Origin of the sequence: Paenibacillus ottowii (assembly GCF_050516475.1) — a bacterium.
GTDB lineage: Bacteria > Bacillota > Bacilli > Paenibacillales > Paenibacillaceae > Paenibacillus > Paenibacillus ottowii.
Genome location: NZ_CP191577.1, coordinates 319,681 through 338,153 on the forward strand (window position 1 = coordinate 319,681; position 18,473 = coordinate 338,153).

At 41.0% G+C, this 18,473-nt stretch carries 16 protein-coding genes and 3 pseudogenes; 9 read left to right on the plus strand and 10 right to left on the minus strand.

The features are described from left to right. The first annotated feature begins 175 nt into the window (after positions 1-175). A complete protein-coding gene (locus ACQQ6X_RS01465; RefSeq protein WP_305167760.1) occupies positions 176-868 on the plus strand; it encodes a response regulator transcription factor in 693 nt (230 codons plus the stop codon). Between the two features lie 5 nt (positions 869-873). On the opposite strand, the gene ACQQ6X_RS01470 is transcribed toward ACQQ6X_RS01465, so the two are convergent. Both ACQQ6X_RS01470 and ACQQ6X_RS01475 read right to left on the minus strand, forming a co-directional pair. Beyond that, a complete protein-coding gene (locus tag ACQQ6X_RS01470; protein WP_305167761.1) occupies positions 874-3,444 on the minus strand; it encodes a hybrid sensor histidine kinase/response regulator in 2,571 nt (856 codons plus the stop codon). Positions 3,445-3,596: 152 nt separating this feature from the next. Then, positions 3,597-5,597 carry a methyl-accepting chemotaxis protein gene (locus ACQQ6X_RS01475; RefSeq protein WP_305167762.1) on the minus strand — a complete coding sequence of 667 codons (2,001 nt, stop codon included), beginning with the start codon at positions 5,595-5,597 and terminating at the stop codon, positions 3,597-3,599. A 732-nt stretch (positions 5,598-6,329) separates the two neighbouring features. Here ACQQ6X_RS01475 and ACQQ6X_RS01480 point away from each other — a divergent pair. Then, complete coding sequence (locus tag ACQQ6X_RS01480; protein ID WP_305167763.1) at positions 6,330-6,542, plus strand: hypothetical protein; 213 nt, start codon at positions 6,330-6,332, stop codon at positions 6,540-6,542. Positions 6,543-7,587: 1,045 nt separating this feature from the next. On the opposite strand, the pseudogene ACQQ6X_RS01485 reads toward ACQQ6X_RS01480, so the two are convergent. Beyond that, a pseudogene (locus ACQQ6X_RS01485) lies at positions 7,588-9,004 on the minus strand (transcriptional regulator). A gap of 242 nt (positions 9,005-9,246) precedes the next feature. On the opposite strand from ACQQ6X_RS01485, the gene ACQQ6X_RS01490 reads away from it, so the two are divergent. Further along, positions 9,247-9,699: a hypothetical protein gene (locus tag ACQQ6X_RS01490; RefSeq protein WP_305167764.1), complete on the plus strand. Its 453-nt coding sequence runs from the start codon at positions 9,247-9,249 to the stop codon at positions 9,697-9,699. Between the two features lie 168 nt (positions 9,700-9,867). Here ACQQ6X_RS01490 and ACQQ6X_RS01495 read toward each other — a convergent pair. Then, positions 9,868-10,277 (minus strand): annotated as a pseudogene (locus ACQQ6X_RS01495) (transcriptional regulator); the annotation flags it as partial. 150 nt (positions 10,278-10,427) lie between these two features. Further along, positions 10,428-11,417, minus strand: coding sequence for an alpha/beta hydrolase fold domain-containing protein (locus ACQQ6X_RS01500; RefSeq protein ID WP_305167825.1), 990 nt, complete (start codon positions 11,415-11,417; stop codon positions 10,428-10,430). Between the two features lie 287 nt (positions 11,418-11,704). Here ACQQ6X_RS01500 and ACQQ6X_RS01505 point away from each other — a divergent pair, with 287 nt between their 5' ends. Next, entirely contained in the window at positions 11,705-11,869 is a 165-nt protein-coding gene (locus ACQQ6X_RS01505; protein WP_305167829.1) for a hypothetical protein, read from the plus strand. Here the strand turns inward: ACQQ6X_RS01505 and ACQQ6X_RS01510 are convergent. Next, complete coding sequence (locus ACQQ6X_RS01510; protein ID WP_025717351.1) at positions 11,838-12,107, minus strand: CD3324 family protein; 270 nt, start codon at positions 12,105-12,107, stop codon at positions 11,838-11,840. The two genes, ACQQ6X_RS01505 and ACQQ6X_RS01510, sit on opposite strands and share 32 nt — an antisense overlap. 541 nt (positions 12,108-12,648) lie before the next feature. Between ACQQ6X_RS01510 and ACQQ6X_RS01515 the strand changes: the two genes are divergently transcribed. Beyond that, positions 12,649-12,894 (plus strand): DUF4303 domain-containing protein, encoded by a 246-nt coding sequence (locus tag ACQQ6X_RS01515; RefSeq protein WP_305167765.1) that lies wholly within the window; start codon positions 12,649-12,651, stop codon positions 12,892-12,894. Between the two features lie 99 nt (positions 12,895-12,993). Here ACQQ6X_RS01515 and ACQQ6X_RS01520 read toward each other — a convergent pair. Both ACQQ6X_RS01520 and ACQQ6X_RS01525 read right to left on the minus strand, forming a co-directional pair. Then, positions 12,994-13,516, minus strand: a pseudogene (locus ACQQ6X_RS01520) (hypothetical protein). Between the two features lie 60 nt (positions 13,517-13,576). Further along, positions 13,577-14,302 carry an RNA polymerase sigma factor gene (locus tag ACQQ6X_RS01525; protein ID WP_305167766.1) on the minus strand — a complete coding sequence of 242 codons (726 nt, stop codon included), beginning with the start codon at positions 14,300-14,302 and terminating at the stop codon, positions 13,577-13,579. 197 nt (positions 14,303-14,499) lie between these two features. Between ACQQ6X_RS01525 and clpP the strand changes: the two genes are divergently transcribed. From clpP to ACQQ6X_RS01540, 3 genes are all read left to right on the plus strand, one after another. Further along, the gene (clpP, locus tag ACQQ6X_RS01530; RefSeq protein WP_305167767.1) at positions 14,500-15,084 is read left to right on the plus strand and encodes an ATP-dependent Clp endopeptidase proteolytic subunit ClpP; all 585 of its coding nucleotides are present in this window, start codon (positions 14,500-14,502) and stop codon (positions 15,082-15,084) included. 68 nt (positions 15,085-15,152) lie between these two features. After that, positions 15,153-15,359, plus strand: a complete 207-nt coding sequence (locus tag ACQQ6X_RS01535) for a hypothetical protein (protein WP_142614637.1) — start codon at positions 15,153-15,155, stop codon at positions 15,357-15,359. A gap of 112 nt (positions 15,360-15,471) precedes the next feature. Beyond that, positions 15,472-16,137 (plus strand): MBL fold metallo-hydrolase, encoded by a 666-nt coding sequence (locus tag ACQQ6X_RS01540; RefSeq protein ID WP_305167768.1) that lies wholly within the window; start codon positions 15,472-15,474, stop codon positions 16,135-16,137. Positions 16,138-16,259: 122 nt separating this feature from the next. Here ACQQ6X_RS01540 and ytaF read toward each other — a convergent pair whose 3' ends face one another. Further along, the gene (gene ytaF / locus ACQQ6X_RS01545; RefSeq protein ID WP_305167769.1) at positions 16,260-16,907 is read right to left on the minus strand and encodes a sporulation membrane protein YtaF; all 648 of its coding nucleotides are present in this window, start codon (positions 16,905-16,907) and stop codon (positions 16,260-16,262) included. Between the two features lie 135 nt (positions 16,908-17,042). Between ytaF and ACQQ6X_RS01550 the strand changes: the two genes are divergently transcribed. Further along, positions 17,043-17,714 (plus strand): DUF1232 domain-containing protein, encoded by a 672-nt coding sequence (locus ACQQ6X_RS01550; RefSeq protein WP_305167770.1) that lies wholly within the window; start codon positions 17,043-17,045, stop codon positions 17,712-17,714. A 321-nt stretch (positions 17,715-18,035) separates the two neighbouring features. Here the strand turns inward: ACQQ6X_RS01550 and ACQQ6X_RS01555 are convergent, their stop codons facing one another. After that, positions 18,036-18,230, minus strand: a complete 195-nt coding sequence (locus ACQQ6X_RS01555; protein WP_430493521.1) for a hypothetical protein — start codon at positions 18,228-18,230, stop codon at positions 18,036-18,038. Positions 18,231-18,473: the final 243 nt, after the last annotated feature.

Below are 18,473 nucleotides of genomic sequence, written 5' to 3' on the forward strand. Positions count from 1 at the left end.
ATGTAATATAGCAATAAATCTCAAAAAAAGCACATTTTCATATCAAATAGATATATATCGAGACTGTCTGGCTACTGGATTTCCATCTTATAGCTGAGCTTTTGACAGACTGACCAAAGGAGTTTACTCTATCAAAAGAACTTGCAAAATTTAAAAATAGATAAGGAAACACATCATGTCTAATGTTTTAATTATTGAAGATGATAATATGCTAGGTGACACTCTCTCTTTATATTTAACAGGGGAAGGCTACGACGTTACACGAGTGGAACAAGCGACTGAGGGGATTGCCCGACTCGATAGGGTGCAGCCTGATATTATTTTGCTAGACCTGCTGCTTCCCGATTTGGATGGCGTAAATCCCTGCCCGCTGATACGCAAGCATACGGACGTGCCAATCATTGTGATTTCCACAGAAAACAACATTTCAGAGCGCATTCGTACACTTACGTTGGGAGCAGATGATTATATTTGCAAACCTTTTAGTTTGCAGGAGCTCAAAGCGCGGATCGAGGCTCTTTTCCGTCGGATAAAAATCACACGCTTGCAAGGAAAAAGCATTTCACCCGAGGCTGAACCCGAAAATGGCGTTACTTTGGATCTGGCGAGAAGAATGGTTACCGTGAATGGCCAAATGATAGAAATGACCTATTCGGAATTTGAGCTAATGAAGCTTTTTTATTCGAACCGGGGAATTGTATTTAGTAGATATGCCTTAATTCAGGCTCTCCGTGGCACAGACTCCTTTATTAATGAGAGGGCAGTAGACGTACATATTAACCATTTACGCAGAAAGATCGAAAAAGACCCCAAGAAACCACAATTGATTAAGACCATCTGGGGGATCGGCTACAAATTTATGCAATAACGAAGTTATATCCAGGGAATGGATGATTTAATATGATTAATCTCCTTTTGAACCGCACTCAGTTGCTCTCGCCAGTCTGGATACAGTTCTCCCGCTGAGGTTTCATTGCTGCGCTTCAATGCTTTCTCCAGCTCGATCACCTTGGCCAGCAGTTCAGTCGCACACAGGTTCCCCGTCCCTCCCTTCAGCGAGTGAATTAATCGAAGAGCCGAAGACAACTGCCCATTGTCCATTTTCTTCACAATTCTCTTGTCAAGATACTGGTATTCTTGTATCCATTTATATAGGGCAAATTGAAAAATATACACCTTGCCATCCATTCCCGCTATCGCCTTCTCCGCATGAATGCCATATAATTCTTGCAACCACGCTAAATGGATCCAGCTATTTAACATTCTTGTTGCGGTCAATTCATGTACAGGTTTGAGCAACACATCATTAATGCCCGCACGTAGACAAACTTCCTGTTCAGGCTGCATAGCATCTGCGGTAAAAGCGATAATCGGGAGCCGATCGAAGGCTCTGTTCTTTCGAATATGTCTAGCCGTCTCAAAACCATCCATTTCCGGCATATGTAGATCAAGCAACACCACATCCCAGGAACACCGTTCCAGTAACTCGATGACTTCTCTTCCATTTGTAACGATCGTTACCTCGAAACCGCGCTCTGCCAAAAACTCGGTTATGACGACCTGGTTAATCTCGTTATCCTCTGCTATGAGGATTTGATACTTTTGTGTTGAGTTCCCTCCTTCATATTGGGAATTCATTGTTGCAGCAGCTTCCAGACTGTGATTATCCACAGACACTGACTTTTCCTGCTTAGACCTCAAGCAAAGAACCTCCAGAAGAGCGCTCCGAGTTACAGGCTTATACAAAAAAGCATCCACCCCATGATCTGCGGCATCAGCAGCTACAGATTCCAATTGGAATACTGTTGTAAGTCCAATCACCTGAGTCATTTGCTTATCCAGCATATGAAACCAATGCCTCCATGATTCAAGTTCTCTAAAGCCTGCTATCTCCATATCAATCATAACAAGATCAAAATGTTCACCCTTTTGAGAAGCATCTGCATATTCCTGAAAGGATGAAACGATGAGTGTTTGTAGTCCCAAATCTTGCAGTAGTTCGTTCAGGCTGCGGCTTACCAGTTCATGCTGTGAAATAATTAAGGCTTTGTCGTAGACCGATTTTTCTAGCTGAGTGCTTTTCGTATTCAATTCTCCTTTTTCCAGCTCTACATTAAAGTAAAATTGACTGTACTCTCCTAAACCGCTTTTCACTTCTATGGTACCACCCATCGCTTCAGCCAATTGCTTGCTAATAGCTAAACCTAGTCCAGAACCCCCATATCGGTGGGTTGAGGTACTCACTTGGGAAAAAGGGACGAATAGCTTGTCCATCCCCGTTTTGGAAATGCCTATGCCCGTATCTTCCACCATAAAAGAAACACTCACCCGTCCGTCCTGCTGGCCTACCATTTTTACCTGTAACAATACATGTCCTTGTTCCGTAAACTTAATGGCGTTGGTCAGAAGATTTAAAAGTACTTGCTCCATTCGAAGCGGGTCTCCCTTGAAACTTTTCGGCAATTCCGGGTCTGTTATGAAAACTACCTCTATTTCTTTATGTTCCAGCAAAGTCCCAACAGTATCTGCGAGATGCCGAAGCATGTCTTCCAGCTCAAATTCAACCCTTTCCAGTTCCAGCTTACAGGCCTCCATCTTGGAGAAATCCAACACATTATTGAGCATGGATAAAAGAGTGCGCGAGGAGGCAAGCAGCTTGTGGAGGTAATCTTTTTGAACGTCAGTTAGTTGAGTCTTACTCAACAGCTTTGAGAGGCCAATGATGCCATTCAGCGGCGTTCGAATTTCGTGGCTCATATAGGCTAAAAAAACGCTTTTCGCATGGTTAGACTCGCTTATTTCCTTTCTTTTCTGCTTAGAAGCTTTATACTCCGTAATATCCAATACATGACCAATGACATATCTGGTGAACTCGTCCTCCCTGACAGGATGTAGGGTAATCAAAGCTGAATATTCCCAAAACTCCAATTCAAATACAATCCGATCACCGAACCAAGCCTGTTTGTAATATTCGGTCAACTGCTCCAATGTTTCAGAGGAAAGCTCCAAAATATCTCCGATCCGCTTCACATGCTCCCATTCCCATTTATTGAGATTGACTTGCAGATTTAGACCCATGCGCTCCAGCAATTCACCATCAAGCAGCATATAATAAAATTCATCATCTCTTTGCTCCAGCCTGAAGGTAAAGCCAGGTTGAACTCGAAGTAAAGTTAGCAAATCATGATTTTTGTCCAGCACACACTGCCTATATGTACACTTGGTTGGGGTTAGAGCCTGTCCAAGCAGAATCATGAACAATAGACTACTCCCAATTTCCAGCATGCAGGTCAGCAGTGTTGTATCATTTATGTCATAATATAAGAACAGAATTCCTGCTAGCCCATAAAAGACAGTCATGATTGCCTGACGAATGAGCTGACGCTGAAAAATCAAAACTAACAATAATATTACAATCGTATATAACAATAAATCTCGAACCAAGTATTCGTCCTCCTTGTAATCTCCGGATACGTCGCAAGAAGCTGTATCGGAAATATAAAAAAAACTCAGGACAGATTCCTTATGCCATAAGGCTTAAAGAACTGTCCCGAGCATTCATTGTACTATAGATTCGATAGGGTTCAAGCTCGTTTTTAATATTTGAAGCGACTGACCATTACCTTCAAATCAGCAGCCATATTGGAAAGCAACTGAGCAGAAGCCGATATTTCCTCCATGGAAGCCAGTTGCTCTTGTGAGGAGGCGGCCACTTCTTCAGATGTGGCGGCATTACCGGTTGCAATCGTCGCCAGCTCACTTGCTGTCGCTGCAATCTCTTGTACACTGGCGGATATTTGCTGGGCAATCGAGGCAACCTCTTCGATCTGAGGCGTGGTCTCCCGAATGCCTTCCATCGCATGGTTCAGCTTCACAATGGTCGCTTTGGAAATCTGCAGCCCGTCCTTCACCTCAGTCGTAACCCTGTCCATCGTCTCCACCGTAGTTTCGGTTTCAAGCTGAATTTCACCAATCAAGTTGGCAATCTGGGTGGCAGATGTCTGAGACTGTTCTGCCAGCTTGCGCACTTCATCCGCAACGACGGCAAAGCCTTTACCGTGATCACCCGCTCTGGCTGCCTCAATAGCTGCATTCAAGGCCAGAAGGTTCGTCTGATTGGAGATATCGCTAATGACCTTCGTTATTTCTCCAATTTCATGAGAGCGGGCTTGCAAGGTTTGAATCATCCCGTTGGAACGCTCTACTGACTGGTGAATGGAATCCATCTGCTCGCCTGTCTGCTCCACAGATTTTCGTCCTTCCTCTGCTTGCAAGGCAGATCGTCTGGCCAGATCGGCTACTGAAGTCGAGCGTTCAGCGATTCGGGTGACTCCTTGTGCTATTTCATCCAGTGCCATTGAATTATTTTCCAGCCCTGTCGTTTGCTTCTCCGCTCCGCTAGCAATTTCTTGCACAGCCTGAGACACCTGCTCACTTGCAGCACTGGTTTGTTCCGCGCTTATCGTCAGCTCATTTGAAGAGAGAGCAACGTGATCTGCACTGTTCCCTACGTTCTGAATAACAGATCGCAAGTTGTTCTGCATTTTCTGAAAAGCTGCTCCTAATTCTCCAATCTCGTCCTTGCTCATGACTTGAATGTCCTGTGTCAGATCCCCAGCACTCACATTTTCCGCCTGTTCTTTAAGCTTTAAAATCGGTTTGATGATGGAACGGATCAAGAAATATACAATGATAACACCACCCACAAGACAACCAACAATAGTAAGCAAAGTGCTGACCAAAATCGGCCATGCTGCCTCATCCACTTCAGATAAATAAAGCGTTCCGCCTATCTTCCAGCCTGTCAGCTTATTGGTCGCATAGTTCATATACTTGGGCTGACCTTCATACTCATATTCGTATTCACCAGTGTCGCTCTGAAACATGCGTGATTCAATATCTGTAATCTTGGTGCCTGCTGCCTTTGTTGGATGAACAATGTAAGTATGGTTCCTATCTAGCAATATGGCATAACCCTCATGGCCTACTTTAATATTATTCAATGTATCTTTAATACCACTAATTTTCAGGTCAATCCCAATAACACCCGATCCATCTGGTGTAGCTCTAGATACCGTAACCGTCATCTGCTTTGAGTCTGCCGAAAGATAAGGTGAACTAATCACTGTCTTTGTATTTCCCTTTATCGCTTCATCATACCAAGGTCTGATACGTGGATCATAATTATCTGGTAATTGCTTTGGTGGATAGGTTGTAATTTTAGCTTCTTTCGTACCATAATAGATGGATTCTGCTTCTGGGTGAAGTGCAGCATATTGCTTAAACAACTCTTCCAGTTTAGTCGCTTGTTCCTCCGTCTCTACCCGATTGCCTTTTAGTCTTTCTGCAAAATATTCTGCATCATGCAGCTTGGGTTCAATCGTACTATCAATAATAAAATTAGTACGAATGATAGCCTGTTCAGCACTTTCTTCGATCTGGTTTCGAATCTGCTGACTAGCGCTCTCAAACGACAAAGCCCCCACGATCATAGATGGTATGATCAGAAATGCAACAAAGGCCACCATTAGTTTTGCTTTAAAATTTTCACTGAGCACCCTCGTCGCCTTCCATTTTTCCCCTGAAAACTTTTTCATTACTAAACATCTCCATTTCATCGCCTGAATTTCGTTACCTATGGTGAACCGCTTCGTCTTGTCGAGGATGACAGTCTCCCGACAGTTTTTCTTTCTCGTTATTTCACAATTCCTTGCTTAAATGCTTCGATATAAAAAGATATAAACACGCTAGCTGAATAGGTATATGTACTTATTTTTGAATACCGAAAGGCTGAACGGAACCGGTTCTTTGATATAATATACCTAAAAATTATTAAGAAAAATGCAATATAGATATTAAGAAAATGTTAGTTTCAACACACTATACCTACCTCTTTACATAAAATGATCCCCTTGAAGTCGGCACACATAGGGTCATTTATCGAAAATTACCATATGCTGCCCCTCAAGGGGGTTAAATTTGCTTTATTCCATTCTATTCAGCAAAGTCCTAAGATCGTCGATACAGATGATAGGTACCTGACAGGAAAAATGCTCATACATATAACGGTTTGTCTGGTATTCACAAGTTCATAATCACGGATATAAGGAGCTATCTCTACAATCTCTACCTCCTTTATTTATTAAAATAGTAACCATATTCGGCTTAAACCCAGCCCCCCTGAACTGCCTGTTTAGCCGGTAGATCATCCCTTACTCCCCCAGGTGGCGTACCCCAAGAAAGGCGGCTTACAATAAGATGTACAATCGGACAATGCTTGATGAGTTTAAGCTGATCGGTAAATTGTTAAATAAGGGGTGTAAGATTTCATGGAGTTAGAAAAATTTATGGAAATACATCGTAGGAATGTACAGGGTAAATTACAAGAGGAACGGCCACGAACCGAAGAACAAAAGCAATTAGTGGTAGCGTTGTACATCGCCGAAGCGCTGAATCATCTTCGTAATAACCTGACGATGGAAGAAGTCTTGGGACTAACGGAGATATATAGAGAATACCGCCGAAAAGGTTCCATGAAGTAATAACATTAAAAAGCTCTGCAGACCAATTTAGGTTAGCAGAGCTTTTTAAGTTATTTAGAGTATTCACTTACTTTTTCTGAACATGAACATGCCAATAAGTGCAACAACTATTATAGCGGGAATTCGCCATGGATTCGGTAAAAATTTTGTTAACCATAGGGCAGCGAATACTGTGGCTATTGCCAAATAGCCTAAGCGTTCAGATGATTCTAATTTTTTCCTATTGAAAAAAACATTCAAATAGCCTATCGGTGGGGTTATGATGATAATTAAAATTATAACTATCGGTCTTAAATACAGTTATTAAAGGAATATAGATCCGATAGCTCTAGCAGGAACAACATTATCAATTTTGCTTGCATGTAATTTAAGTGCCGCCTTTATTCCTTTAATTGTCCAAGCGACTTTACCTTGTGTCGTTACATCTCCATTAAGGCTTGGATCAGTACCATTAAATACTGGTGGCACAACACCTTACGTCTATTAATATATGATTAATCACATGTCGAAGTAAGCGGAATAAATGCGTAAGGGAATAAATTGTAAGAAAGAACCATACTAAAATCATTATATAGAGTATTACTTCAAAATGTTAGTTATAAAATTTTAAATACAATTAAAAGAACCTTACCAGCCATATGCCAGAAGAGTCCCTTTTCACATCAACTCTAAATTCAAATTGGTTCCGTAAGTAACTTGCTCCGGCACTCTTGACCGAATCAGGCGAAAACTTTCTATACTGCCACCACAGTCTACAACCGACACCATATCCTCTCTCAATGGCTGAACAACGTACACTCTTGCTTGATTAATGCAGCAGCAAATAGTTCGATATCCGACTTTAACACTTTATTTGTATAGTTCATGCTAATCACCTCAGATAGTTATTCTGCCCGTATGTGTGGTAATTCCTGCACTAAAGAAAGCCCTACCAACTTTAAGGTTGGCAGAGCTTTAGCTTTAAAATCCTCCAATGGTAACGTTAGGCTGAATACTATGGTGGTGGTTAAAGGCTTGATCCGGCACAGTAACAATCAACAAAAAGCTAGCCGCAATGATTAGAAGCACCATTTTTTTGAGCATTGTTTTCCCACACCCTTTCAATAAGATTGAAAAACTCAGCTTTAGTTTCAGGAACCGCATGGGCTTGAAAACGAACAAATAACCCCATACAGTTTATAAAGTAAGTTTCATTATTTATTATATGTGACTTTACCATTGCATTCATCAAATATTTAAAGCCATCACTGTACTTCCCTCGATGTAAATAATAAAAACCTAACTCGTAACCAAACCACGCGATATAATCCGGTATCACTTGTCGGGTATACATATCATCTGATGATGGTTGTTGTGAAAAAGTCACAGTTAGGGTTTCAAATCGTTTGAGTATATGGTCTACATCTATGCTAAATTGGTTCGCTGCAATTATAACATTCAACAGTTTTGAGAGCTTTTCATTCTCATTGGCAACTGATGTTACAGCGATATATTCAACATATTCATTCAGTAGATTTGTTTCTCCTGACAACAATTTATATACGTAAGCATTACCTTCTGCCCACTGACTGAACAAATTTACCCAGTGTTTTGTATCCTCGTCGTCCTCTTTAACCCATTCTAAATCCGCATAGGCGTATGTATATTGTAGAGCTTGCTGATAATCGCCCCGGGCTTCACAAACACTAGCACATAACAGGTCAGCATAAGCAATGTATCCAAATAGCGGACCTCTTGTTCTCTTTTCAATATCTCGTAACTCACGTTTTTCTTGGTGTTTTAAACTATACTGGATTTCCGCTTTAGCTCTCATTTGCCTTGCCATTTCGTCTACCTTGTCCCATTTACGCAAAGACCTGTACACGTTAGCTAAGTCCTTCAATGCGTCAAGCTGTTCTATTTCATCTAGGCGTTCGACAAAAGCTTCAAAAACAGCTGCTGCCCTAACATTTTGGCTTTGATCATCACCGATTTTGATTGTGAATATACGATATTGGCAGATTGCCAAACGTTCAGAGTGTTGATATCTCTCTGCTTCAGCTACCCCCTCATAGAGCAACAATGCAGCCTCATGTCGTCCCTGTGACAATAATCCTTCTGCAATTTCAAATAGCTTAGGCGAATACAGTAGATTGTCCATGATGGCTCCAACAACTCGACGGATCGCATCCAACCTGTCCAACTCAGCACAGCGAAATAAAAATGGCTCGATTCGCCTCATATTCGGGGGGATGGTCGATGATGAAGTTTTCTATAAATAGATCGTAAAACTCCCCTTCTGGCAGACCCATAGCCTCAGTGATTCGGTCAAGCTGGTTAACAGACATAGACTTATTCCCTGTCACAATAGCACTTATTATTCCCCTATTCATGCCTGCAAGTTGTCCGAATTGCGCTAAGCTCAACCCTTTTTGTTGTAAGTATCTATCTAATTCTGCTCGAATCGTAGGTGTATGCTTCATGTCATATCCACCCTTCATACAGAAATTCCAAAACTTATATATTATTGCATTCTATTGTTGTTCATAATTTAACAGTTGTCAATAAGTTTTGAAATATTTGTCATACAATATTCAAATGAAATATGCATTTTCGAATATTAATATTTTTTCCATTTTTTTAATAAAAATGTACATTTTATCCCTTTTTATGTGCTATGATTGGTCTGTAGTACAAATTATACCATTCGAAAGGACGGTTTTTGATGAAGTTTAAAAACACAGCAATCATTCTTACAGGTGTATTGGCTCTAACGGCAATAGCTCCACTGGCTGCTTCTGCCACACCAACTTTGGGGATTGAATTACCAAAGAAACATGGGGGAATAGTTATCCAATCAACTGGTCAAGAGGTACATGAGGTTCTTGGCGGGACAAGTCCGACAATGGAGTTAACTGTCAAAAAAGGTTATGGACATGTAAAGATTAAAGTTCGGAATGAAGGAACATCAAATCTCACTTGGAGCTTGCAGGGGAACGGGAAAGAATATATATATAAAACTGTCGGCAAAGGTGATACATTAACGTGGACTAGTCTTAATTCATACCCTAACGGGATGCCGTCAGGGGATTACGTAATTCAATTCCGAGCCGGTGGAGAAAAAGTTGAAGGCGAAGCTTGGGGTACTACTGGTCAGTACCCATCAGACATCGACTAGCCTTAAACCTTAACAAAAGATGAATAAAAAAACTGTCTTTACTGTGACAGGCGTTATATTAGTATTTATCCTTGTATGCTACTTATTAACTTTATGGGCTGCTAATAATCTGCATGTGCCTGCACAATAAATGCAAAAACTTCGCATGTTGACTGCGTGTCTAGTTATATACACGTTAGCTAAATCCTTCAGCGCGCAAGCTGTTTTATTTCATTCAGACGCTTCACGAAGGGTTCAAATAGCGTTGCTGCCTTGAGATTTTGGCTTTGATCGTCTCAAACTTGAATCGTGAACATACGATATTGGCAGAATGCCAAACGTTCAGAATGCTGATATCTCTCCGCTTCGGCTACCCCCGCATAGAGCAATAGTGCAGCCTCATGTCGTCCCTGTACAAATAGGTTTTCCGCAATTTCAAGTAGCTTGGGTGAATACAGTAGATTGTCCATGACGGCTCCCACCACTCGACTGATCTTATCTAACTTGTCCAACTCCGCACAGCGATATAAAAATGGCTCGATTCGCCTCATATTCGGGGGATGGTCGATGATGAAGTTTTCTATAAACAGATCGTAAAACTTCCTCTTTTTGGGATTATTTACTTTTTACTTCTTCGCGATTTAAAGGTATCATTAGTTGTTTATTCAGGTCACAAGTAGACGTGAAAAAGCACTGGTGGGTATTCTCCAACAGCGCTTTATTAACTGCAATCCTAGCTTATTAGCATGTTACTTATTAGAATCTGTATCCACTATCTTTAGAGCTTTCAGTAGGGCGTGCTCACTTGTTCTGGCCCCTTCTTTTGAAAAATGTGCATCCGGAAACGCGGGAGACATATGATGGTATCCGGGATACACATGTAACTCCACTAAGACACCATCAAAGACCAGTTGTTTTGCAAAAAGTAAGGCTTCATCAATGAATAAATCAACGGTACCTATATTTATATAAGTCGGTGGTAACCCGACCAATGACTTAGCACGGGGCGGCACATAATACTCACTTACCTCCTCCTGACCTGGTTCATTCCCTAATACAGATTTCCAGCCAAAATAATTACTTTGTTTTGTCCATATAAACTCTCCTGCGTATGGATGCTCTGGTGCGATACTTGTTCGATCATCTAGCATGGGCCTCATTAATCTTAGATGATGGATTTCAAATTCTTTCTGATCACGAATATATAAAGCTAAGCCAGCCGCCAAACCGCCACCAGCACTGCTGCCTCCAACAGCAACCTTTTGAATATCTATCCCTAACTCTTCCGCATGTTCAATGCACCATTTCAGACCTGAATAACAATCCTGTAGCTGACTTGGCTGTACATGCTCTGGGGCTAAGCGATAGTACACAGATACACAACAGAAACTATGTTGTGCAGCAAGAGATGCATTAGCAGGACGATCTACGACTGGACTTCCTAAGACCATCCCGCCTCCGTGGATCGAATAATATAGAGGCATCTTATGATGCTGTGATTGTTTGGGCTTAATGATTTCTATTTGAATATCTGGACCACTAAAATAACTTGGCACAACCCTTTTTTCTAATGTAACCGGGAACATCTGCGTCACATCTATTTGTTGCATCATTTGAGATTGACTTTTACGTGATTCCATTAGTGTAGATTCGGTAAGATCAGTTGTTGGTATTAAATCAATTGCACTGATAATTTCGGGATCAATCAGATGTCTGCTTCTACTTTTTTGCTCCCCCATAGTAATCGTTTCCTCACTTTCTTGTTTCAAAGACCATTTATCCATACATATATTCTTTCATTATTCAGAAATGGTCCCAATCCAAATTCATTGTTGCTGTCGTTTATATTCATATTTTAAAGATTAAAATAAACTTTATAAATGAAAACAACGATTTAGAATCATTTTTGGCATAAAAACGTTAATGAACAAATGAAGCACCGTCTGTTTAATAGAATTGATCTGTTGGATTATCGGGGAGAACGAGCAGAATTTCTTGGAATTTGGGTGTAGGAGATAACACGAAGTTGAAACGACAACCATCAATTAGTTCAACGATGGCTTTATCTATTGGCGGTGGAATCAAATCTTTTTCCAAACAAAAAGACGTGACCGGATTGGTTACACCGCCATCATCCGGTCACGTCCTAGCACGCCATCCTACTTTTTATGTGAATAAACAATTTTCTTAATGGTTTCGGTAGAGAGGAAAAACTCCTTGGCTAATTGCTCGATACTGCTGCTATTTTGAAAAGCATTTCTGATTGCGGCATTTCGCTGTTCGAGCAGCCTTCTCCCCCCACTCAAACTGCCCCAATCCATATATTCCGTTTTTGGCTTAGGGATATACAGAGTCTCTCCCTGAACATATTTTTGGATTTCCGTAATTAGTTTTTGGGGTAAAACTTTTGTAGCATTCGTATATCTCAATTATACTCGCCCCTTATTCTGATTGTTTAAAATAAGGTGCAAAGCCAGTAATATTAAAAAAGCTTGTTCAGCGTTAAAAAAGATTTCGCCCCATACAAAGTAACGCTTTTCTAATAATTGGCTTTGCATGAGTGTAAGAAGTCACAGACAATCCTAACAGATTCTCCATCAGTAGGCACCCCCTTTTACCTCGCAAGTATAGCATAACTTCTATTCACCTGGGACCAGACCAGCAAATAATATCGACCATAAGCAAGCGATTAGCATTGGGGTTGATAGGTAGCTGATTTTATACACTATCCAAGAATGCTAACCACATAAAACCGAAAATTAAAGCAACTAGCCCTACAATGCCCAACAAGCAAAAAAGTAAAAGCAAAAGAACAAATTTTTTACCATCCATAACAAACACCTCAGTAAACAATATAACATTATAAATAGCAACCTTTTCAAACCAAATGTAAGAATTTCTAAAACCGAGTCGAGCTAATGATGTAAAATATAATTAAACATAAAACTCACAACGGAGTATATGAATCAGATGAGCATTTTTCTGTATGCAACTGACAATGTGTTGGCCTATAAAGATGAAATGATAAAAATAATGGCCAAAGTAGTTAAAGCAACCGATGAGATACTTTTTACTCAATTCGGTCAATCCAAAGAAGATATTACCTTTTTCGTGTCCATGACGGATGATGATATGGCCGAGGAATTGGAAAATCAGTCCGTAATTCAGATGACCAATGCCAAATTAGTTGATGGCTTCTTGCGTCGTTATCAATAGAAGTCGGTTGAAGCAACTCACGAATAGTCATCTCCTCCACTGTTTTTTCACCAGTTAAAATGGGAAGCAGGGAGATCAACTCCTTACTTCCCATTATGCTTATTGTGCGGTTACATGTTCTTTCAACCACTGCCTATAAAAATGCAATTGCTCTGTGGTGTGAAAATAATGTTGTAGATGTTCCATCACTTTTAGCTGGCAATGAAATCGACTTGCAAACCTAGCTATGACATCATATTCACACAAGTCATCTTCAGAACCATAAAGAATGGCAGTTGGCTTATTCCATGTATCAATTGGATGTGATCTAACATAGCAGTAATAATCCCAATCAAGTGTTTGCCCAATGGGGGTAGATATTTCTTTTTCAACTTTTAATCTATCCTCACTTACACTGAACCATGTCATCATATTTTTGATTATTCTCTCCATATCTAGCACTGGAGAAAGAAACAGGCATTGTCTAAGTGGGAAACGATTATAAGCAAGCAGACTAAAATAGGCACCCATGCTGCAAGCGAAAATACTAATGTCCTCCCGGGATAGCTATAAATATCTTATCCGATTCACCGCCCCACAAAATTGCCGGAATACCCTCTATTTCTAATTTTTGCTTTATCATTACTTTACCCTCGCTTAAAACAGCCTATGGTAAGTTACCTTCCGGGTCAAAAAAACCAAACTACGCCGCCATCATACTTATTGTATGGGATTCAACTCGTTTTTCTGAGGTGTGACTCCAAAGCAGCTTATTATTGACGATACCAATCATCACGTCTGGCTCTACCACATCCTGATAAGAGAGCATAACCAATGTTGCAATATCTCCCATCTGATATGCAGCCGTCAACGCCCTTAGAAAAGTTTTCGATTTTTCACTTTCCGGTAAGGATAAGTCTCCTTTTAGAAATTCCTCCTGAACGTCTCCTAGCGATTTTCGTGCCCGATGAAGTGCAACTTTTACCGCTCCCTCTGTTGTACCCAGTATGTCAGATGTTTCATTAATTGAATATCCAAATACATCTCGCAGCAAAAAAACAGTCCTCTGAAGCGGAGATAGATGTTTTATTAAGGACTGTAACGCGAATTCGATTTCAAAAGATCCATATTCCGGCGCAGTTACTTTCGCTACTTCCTTGTTCAATATCCGAGTAAAGACTGCTTTTCTTCGCATATCATCAATCCAGGTATTTTTAGCAATCCGCAGCAAAAGCGCTTTGGGATTGGTATGCTCGAATTTATTTAACTTTCCTAATGCTTTTACCCAAGTGTCCTGAGCCAGTTCTTCCGCATCCCAATTTGATTTCGTAAGTGACAGACAGTAGCGCTTCAGGACCGCCTGTAATTCCTCAAAGTTGTGGATGCTCACTGTATTGTCAGTCATTTGAATAGAATCATCTATGTTCATAGGCCTTCTCCTCCACAGTCATATTCTGCCCTTTGCTAAAGCAAAGCCATTTGCTACCTTCATTGTAAACGAACAAGAGGTTGTAGAAGTTACACCATCTACGCAAATCGTTTCCCATTAAAACTCCGTATCTTTTTACGGTCTCGGTTCGTTTACAAGAAGAAATCAACTGAACCAAGAAAATGGGGGTATCACAAATGAGTGTTTATGTTCCTTATGTGGTTGAGCAAACTGCTCAAGGTGAAAGATCGTACGATATCTATTCCAGACTGTTAAAGGATCGTATTGTGTTTGTAGGAGCAGCCATTGACGATCAATTAGCTAACAATATTATTGCTCAATTATTGTTTCTGGCGGCAGAAGATTCGAAAAAAGAAATTTATATGTATATCAACAGTCCAGGCGGTTCTACCTCCGCAGGATTTGCCATTTATGATACGATGCAGTACATCAAACCTGATGTGCATACGATATGTACGGGATTTGCTGCTTCGTTCGGCGCAATTCTTTTGTTGGCTGGCGCCAAAGGGAAACGTTCGGCACTGCCGAATAGTGAAATTATGATCCATCAGCCACATGGCGGCGCACAAGGGCAGGCCAGCGATATAGCAATCAGCGCAAAACGAATTTTATTAACTCGTGAAAAGGCAAACCGTATTACAGCTGAACGGACCGGCCAACCTTTGGAAAAGGTCGAAAAAGATATGGACCGGGATTTTTACATGTCCGCTCAGGAGGCATTGGAGTATGGCATCATCGATCAAGTGATAACTTCTTTGTAGAGTATGCATAGGACTGATGATTCCCTGATCCGGCCAAGAAACTACAAGAAAAAATACGAGGTGATTTCATGTTAGCAAGCTTGCAAGGCAAGGAAGTAACTATTCATTTCATCGATGGAACATGTGCATGCGACGGGGTATTGGATCAGATTGACGACAAGTTCGTTAAATACCTTACGCAATATCAGATGCTTGTTATTCCAATCACGTCCATTCGCACCGTATCCATAGACACTAAAGAAAGACAGCCCCACAGGGTTGGGTTCGCCCCGTAATTCCATTTTAACATTACTCGCACTCGCGAGTTCGACAAGTAAAGCGATCCTTTCATGACTTGTGCGATCAACGAGTCGCATGGGTGTAAATGATTTTCGGAGGGATGATATTATGGAAATCTCAAAGGGAGTAGAAATGCTTCAGCTAGATTTTCATGGGAATATGATTCACCCCATTCTTTTATGGGGTCAAGAAATGGCTGTTTTAATAGACACAGGATTCCCTGGACAAATGGAAGATTTACGCGTGGCTATGGAAAAGGTAGGCGTATCGTTCGACAAACTAAAAGCTGTGATTTTGACACATCAGGATGTGGATCATATAGGTTGTCTTCCTGAGATTTTGCAGGAGTGTGGCAACAATATTAAAGTATATGCACATGAGCTGGATAAGCCGTATATTCAGGGTGAGCTCCCTCTTTTAAAAGATAGTCATCTTGAGAATCCTCCGAAGGGTAAAGTGGACGTTACCTTAATAGACGGCCAGGAATTACCGTTTTGCGGAAGGATTCAGATCATTCATACGCCTGGACATACACCTGGTCATATCAGCCTTTATTTAGAGCAAAGTAAGATTCTCATTGCTGGGGATTCGATGTATAGTGAAAACGGGATTCTCGCGGGAATTCATGCACCAACCACACCGAATATGAGTGAAGCTCATATCTCATTGAAAAAATACTTAGATCTCGACATTGCATCGGTAGTTTGTTATCACGGGGGGTTAAGTAATGTAGATATGAATGACCAGATATTAGGACTTACCCAAGGATTATAAAGTTAAAGTTCCAGCAAGTTACAAATAAAAGCGATCATGCAACTAAGCATGGTCGCTTTTTATTTCGACTTGCAAAAAAAGTGTCCATCTTTATTATAAATATCTTCTTTCCAACTCTACACTTATCCAAAGAAAGACTTACAAGCAATCAAAATAATAATAATTCCGCTTAAGACCGTGCTGAACTGACCTAATGTGAAAGAGCCGGTGCGAATCGCCGACACTTTTTGTCCCAGGATCACGCCAAGCCAGACCGTGATATAACTGCCAATTGCCGCAGTCAGAGAAATCGCAAGCGGGGACAGTCCCATCAGGCCGGCACCAATCCCATTCGTTACGGCATTAGCGGCAAGTGCAATCCCCAGCACCGCTGCCTCAAGGTATCCTATAGACCCTGATTTATCTTTATCCACCGTTTCAGGATTTTGCAGAATTCCTTTGAGTGATCCATCTGAGGCAACCTCCCTAGCTCCTTCACCGTCCTGGCTAGATTCTTGTTCTTTACGCGGTACTGCCAGCAGAATGATGCGGACACCAACAATGAACAGTAATAACGCTCCAATCAGGACGGGTAATACGCCCGGAAGAACCTTCGCTAGCCACTGACCGGATATGATCCCTGTCAGGCTAAGGATGAAACAGATAACCGCAATGATTAAATTTGATAAATAGTTAATACGGATACCCCGAATCCCATAAGATATTCCAACACCCAAATTATCCAGACTGGATGATATGGCAAAGCCAAGAATTAAAAGCCAAGCAACCATGGGTCTCTCACTCCTTGTTGTTTGTTTACAGCCATACTATTGAGCATATTGCAAAAAGGTGCTCATCATCTCTAAAAATGTTGAGATTCCCTCAACATTCGATACAACATCAACACAAAGTGAGGTGAACTGCAAATGTCCGATGAGAAAAGAAACGTTACACTGGGCGAGACACTGGTCTCCTTGCTGAAAGAACGCTCTTTGTCTATGCGTAAGCTAAGCGCCGCTACCGGCATAGATACAGCCACAATATCGCGGATTGTTAACGGGAAGCAAAGAGCCAAGCCAGAACATTTGGAGGCTTTTGCCCTTCATCTTGATGTTCCCTCCGCTCCACTCTTCCAAGCTGCTGGTTATGGCGCCCCCGCTCCACCAATTTATCATAACCAATCAAACGATATTTTCTCCTCCATCAACAGTATTAAAGAAACCCTTCAAGCCTCCAATCTCATGGACCACCAGTTTACTGCCGAGCAGGTTCAGAAGGAACTAAGCAAATACGAGCCCTATGTCCTAACCGAAGAAGGAGCGCGGATTATCCACAATGACTTTCCCGGTAAAGTAAAAAGCGTTAACGGCGCAGGTCCATTCATTGAAGAGCTCAAAAGAATGTATCAGCTCTACAGTAGCGATAACATAACTTCGGAGGAACGCTCGATTCTCGGCAGCGGCTTGCTTTACTTTGTCTCTGCCACAGATATCATCCCCGATTATGTTTTTCCATTAGGCTATTTGGATGATGCGATCGCCGTACAAATTGTACTGAATCGCCTTCAGGATACGAGGAACAACAAACCTCAGCCTTGACCTATGCCTGTTAGAGTATGATTGATCGTTCAAGAACTTATGCATGGGCCGACAAAAAGAGGCCCCCTTTGCAGAAAATACTCCGCATAGGGGACAGCCTTTTTTTCTTTATCCTACTTTTTGTTCCACATACAGTTGAAAAAAATCAATCTGTAAAGATGCTCAATGGAGAAGTCCATAAAACGAATAATCCCGGGACGTTTATCCTAAGTGTTCGCCGACTGCTCGTATACACTAATATTCCCTAATATCAGTTACTCATTTATGGTTAGTCTGTTCTCCCGCTTCTAAGTAGGTTCCTCTAGAAAAACTTATTTCTCCTCAGCGTTCGAGGATAGTAGCAATTGCTAAGTCTCCTACCTTATAATTGCCTAAAAGCTTATCTTGAGGTTCTCTTTTTAAAGATAATCCATTTAATTTTTTTAATATTTCCTCTGCTCGAATACCTTCTTTTCCGATATGTGTCATTGCACCTGAATTACGTCCCAAATCTTCGGTAATTTTTATTTCTCTCATATATGCATTAAATTCCATCTTCACACGATTTATCGTTTGAAAATGGTAACTCATTCCGGGGAATCCTTGCTTTGAATCGTCCAGGTAATGAGTATACTCAGAATTAACGCTCCTATAATAGAAACGTCTTTATCGATAATTAGACGGTGCTTCCTTAAATAATTTTCCCACCAATGATTTCCATTAACGTCAACGCCCCTGCTTTATACCCTGAAATATAATCTGAGGCGGATAATATAGAAA

Bases quoted from the DNA above. Each gene is read 5' to 3' on its own strand.
- ytaF (WP_305167769.1), bottom strand. From the start codon at position 16,907: ATGGTTGCTTGGCTTTTAATTCTTGGCTTTGCCATATCATCCAGTCTG.
- ACQQ6X_RS01525 (WP_305167766.1), bottom strand. From the start codon at position 14,302: ATGAACATAGATGATTCTATTCAAATGACTGACAATACAGTGAGCATC.
- clpP (WP_305167767.1), top strand. From the start codon at position 14,500: ATGAGTGTTTATGTTCCTTATGTGGTTGAGCAAACTGCTCAAGGTGAA.
- ACQQ6X_RS01500 (WP_305167825.1), bottom strand. From the start codon at position 11,417: ATGGGGGAGCAAAAAAGTAGAAGCAGACATCTGATTGATCCCGAAATT.
- ACQQ6X_RS01475 (WP_305167762.1), bottom strand. From the start codon at position 5,597: ATGAAAAAGTTTTCAGGGGAAAAATGGAAGGCGACGAGGGTGCTCAGT.
- ACQQ6X_RS01515 (WP_305167765.1), top strand. From the start codon at position 12,649: ATGAGCATTTTTCTGTATGCAACTGACAATGTGTTGGCCTATAAAGAT.
- ACQQ6X_RS01480 (WP_305167763.1), top strand. From the start codon at position 6,330: ATGGAGTTAGAAAAATTTATGGAAATACATCGTAGGAATGTACAGGGT.
- ACQQ6X_RS01535 (WP_142614637.1), top strand. From the start codon at position 15,153: ATGTTAGCAAGCTTGCAAGGCAAGGAAGTAACTATTCATTTCATCGAT.
- ACQQ6X_RS01540 (WP_305167768.1), top strand. From the start codon at position 15,472: ATGGAAATCTCAAAGGGAGTAGAAATGCTTCAGCTAGATTTTCATGGG.
- ACQQ6X_RS01490 (WP_305167764.1), top strand. From the start codon at position 9,247: ATGAAGTTTAAAAACACAGCAATCATTCTTACAGGTGTATTGGCTCTA.
- ACQQ6X_RS01550 (WP_305167770.1), top strand. From the start codon at position 17,043: ATGTCCGATGAGAAAAGAAACGTTACACTGGGCGAGACACTGGTCTCC.
- ACQQ6X_RS01465 (WP_305167760.1), top strand. From the start codon at position 176: ATGTCTAATGTTTTAATTATTGAAGATGATAATATGCTAGGTGACACT.
- ACQQ6X_RS01555 (WP_430493521.1), bottom strand. From the start codon at position 18,230: ATGAGAGAAATAAAAATTACCGAAGATTTGGGACGTAATTCAGGTGCA.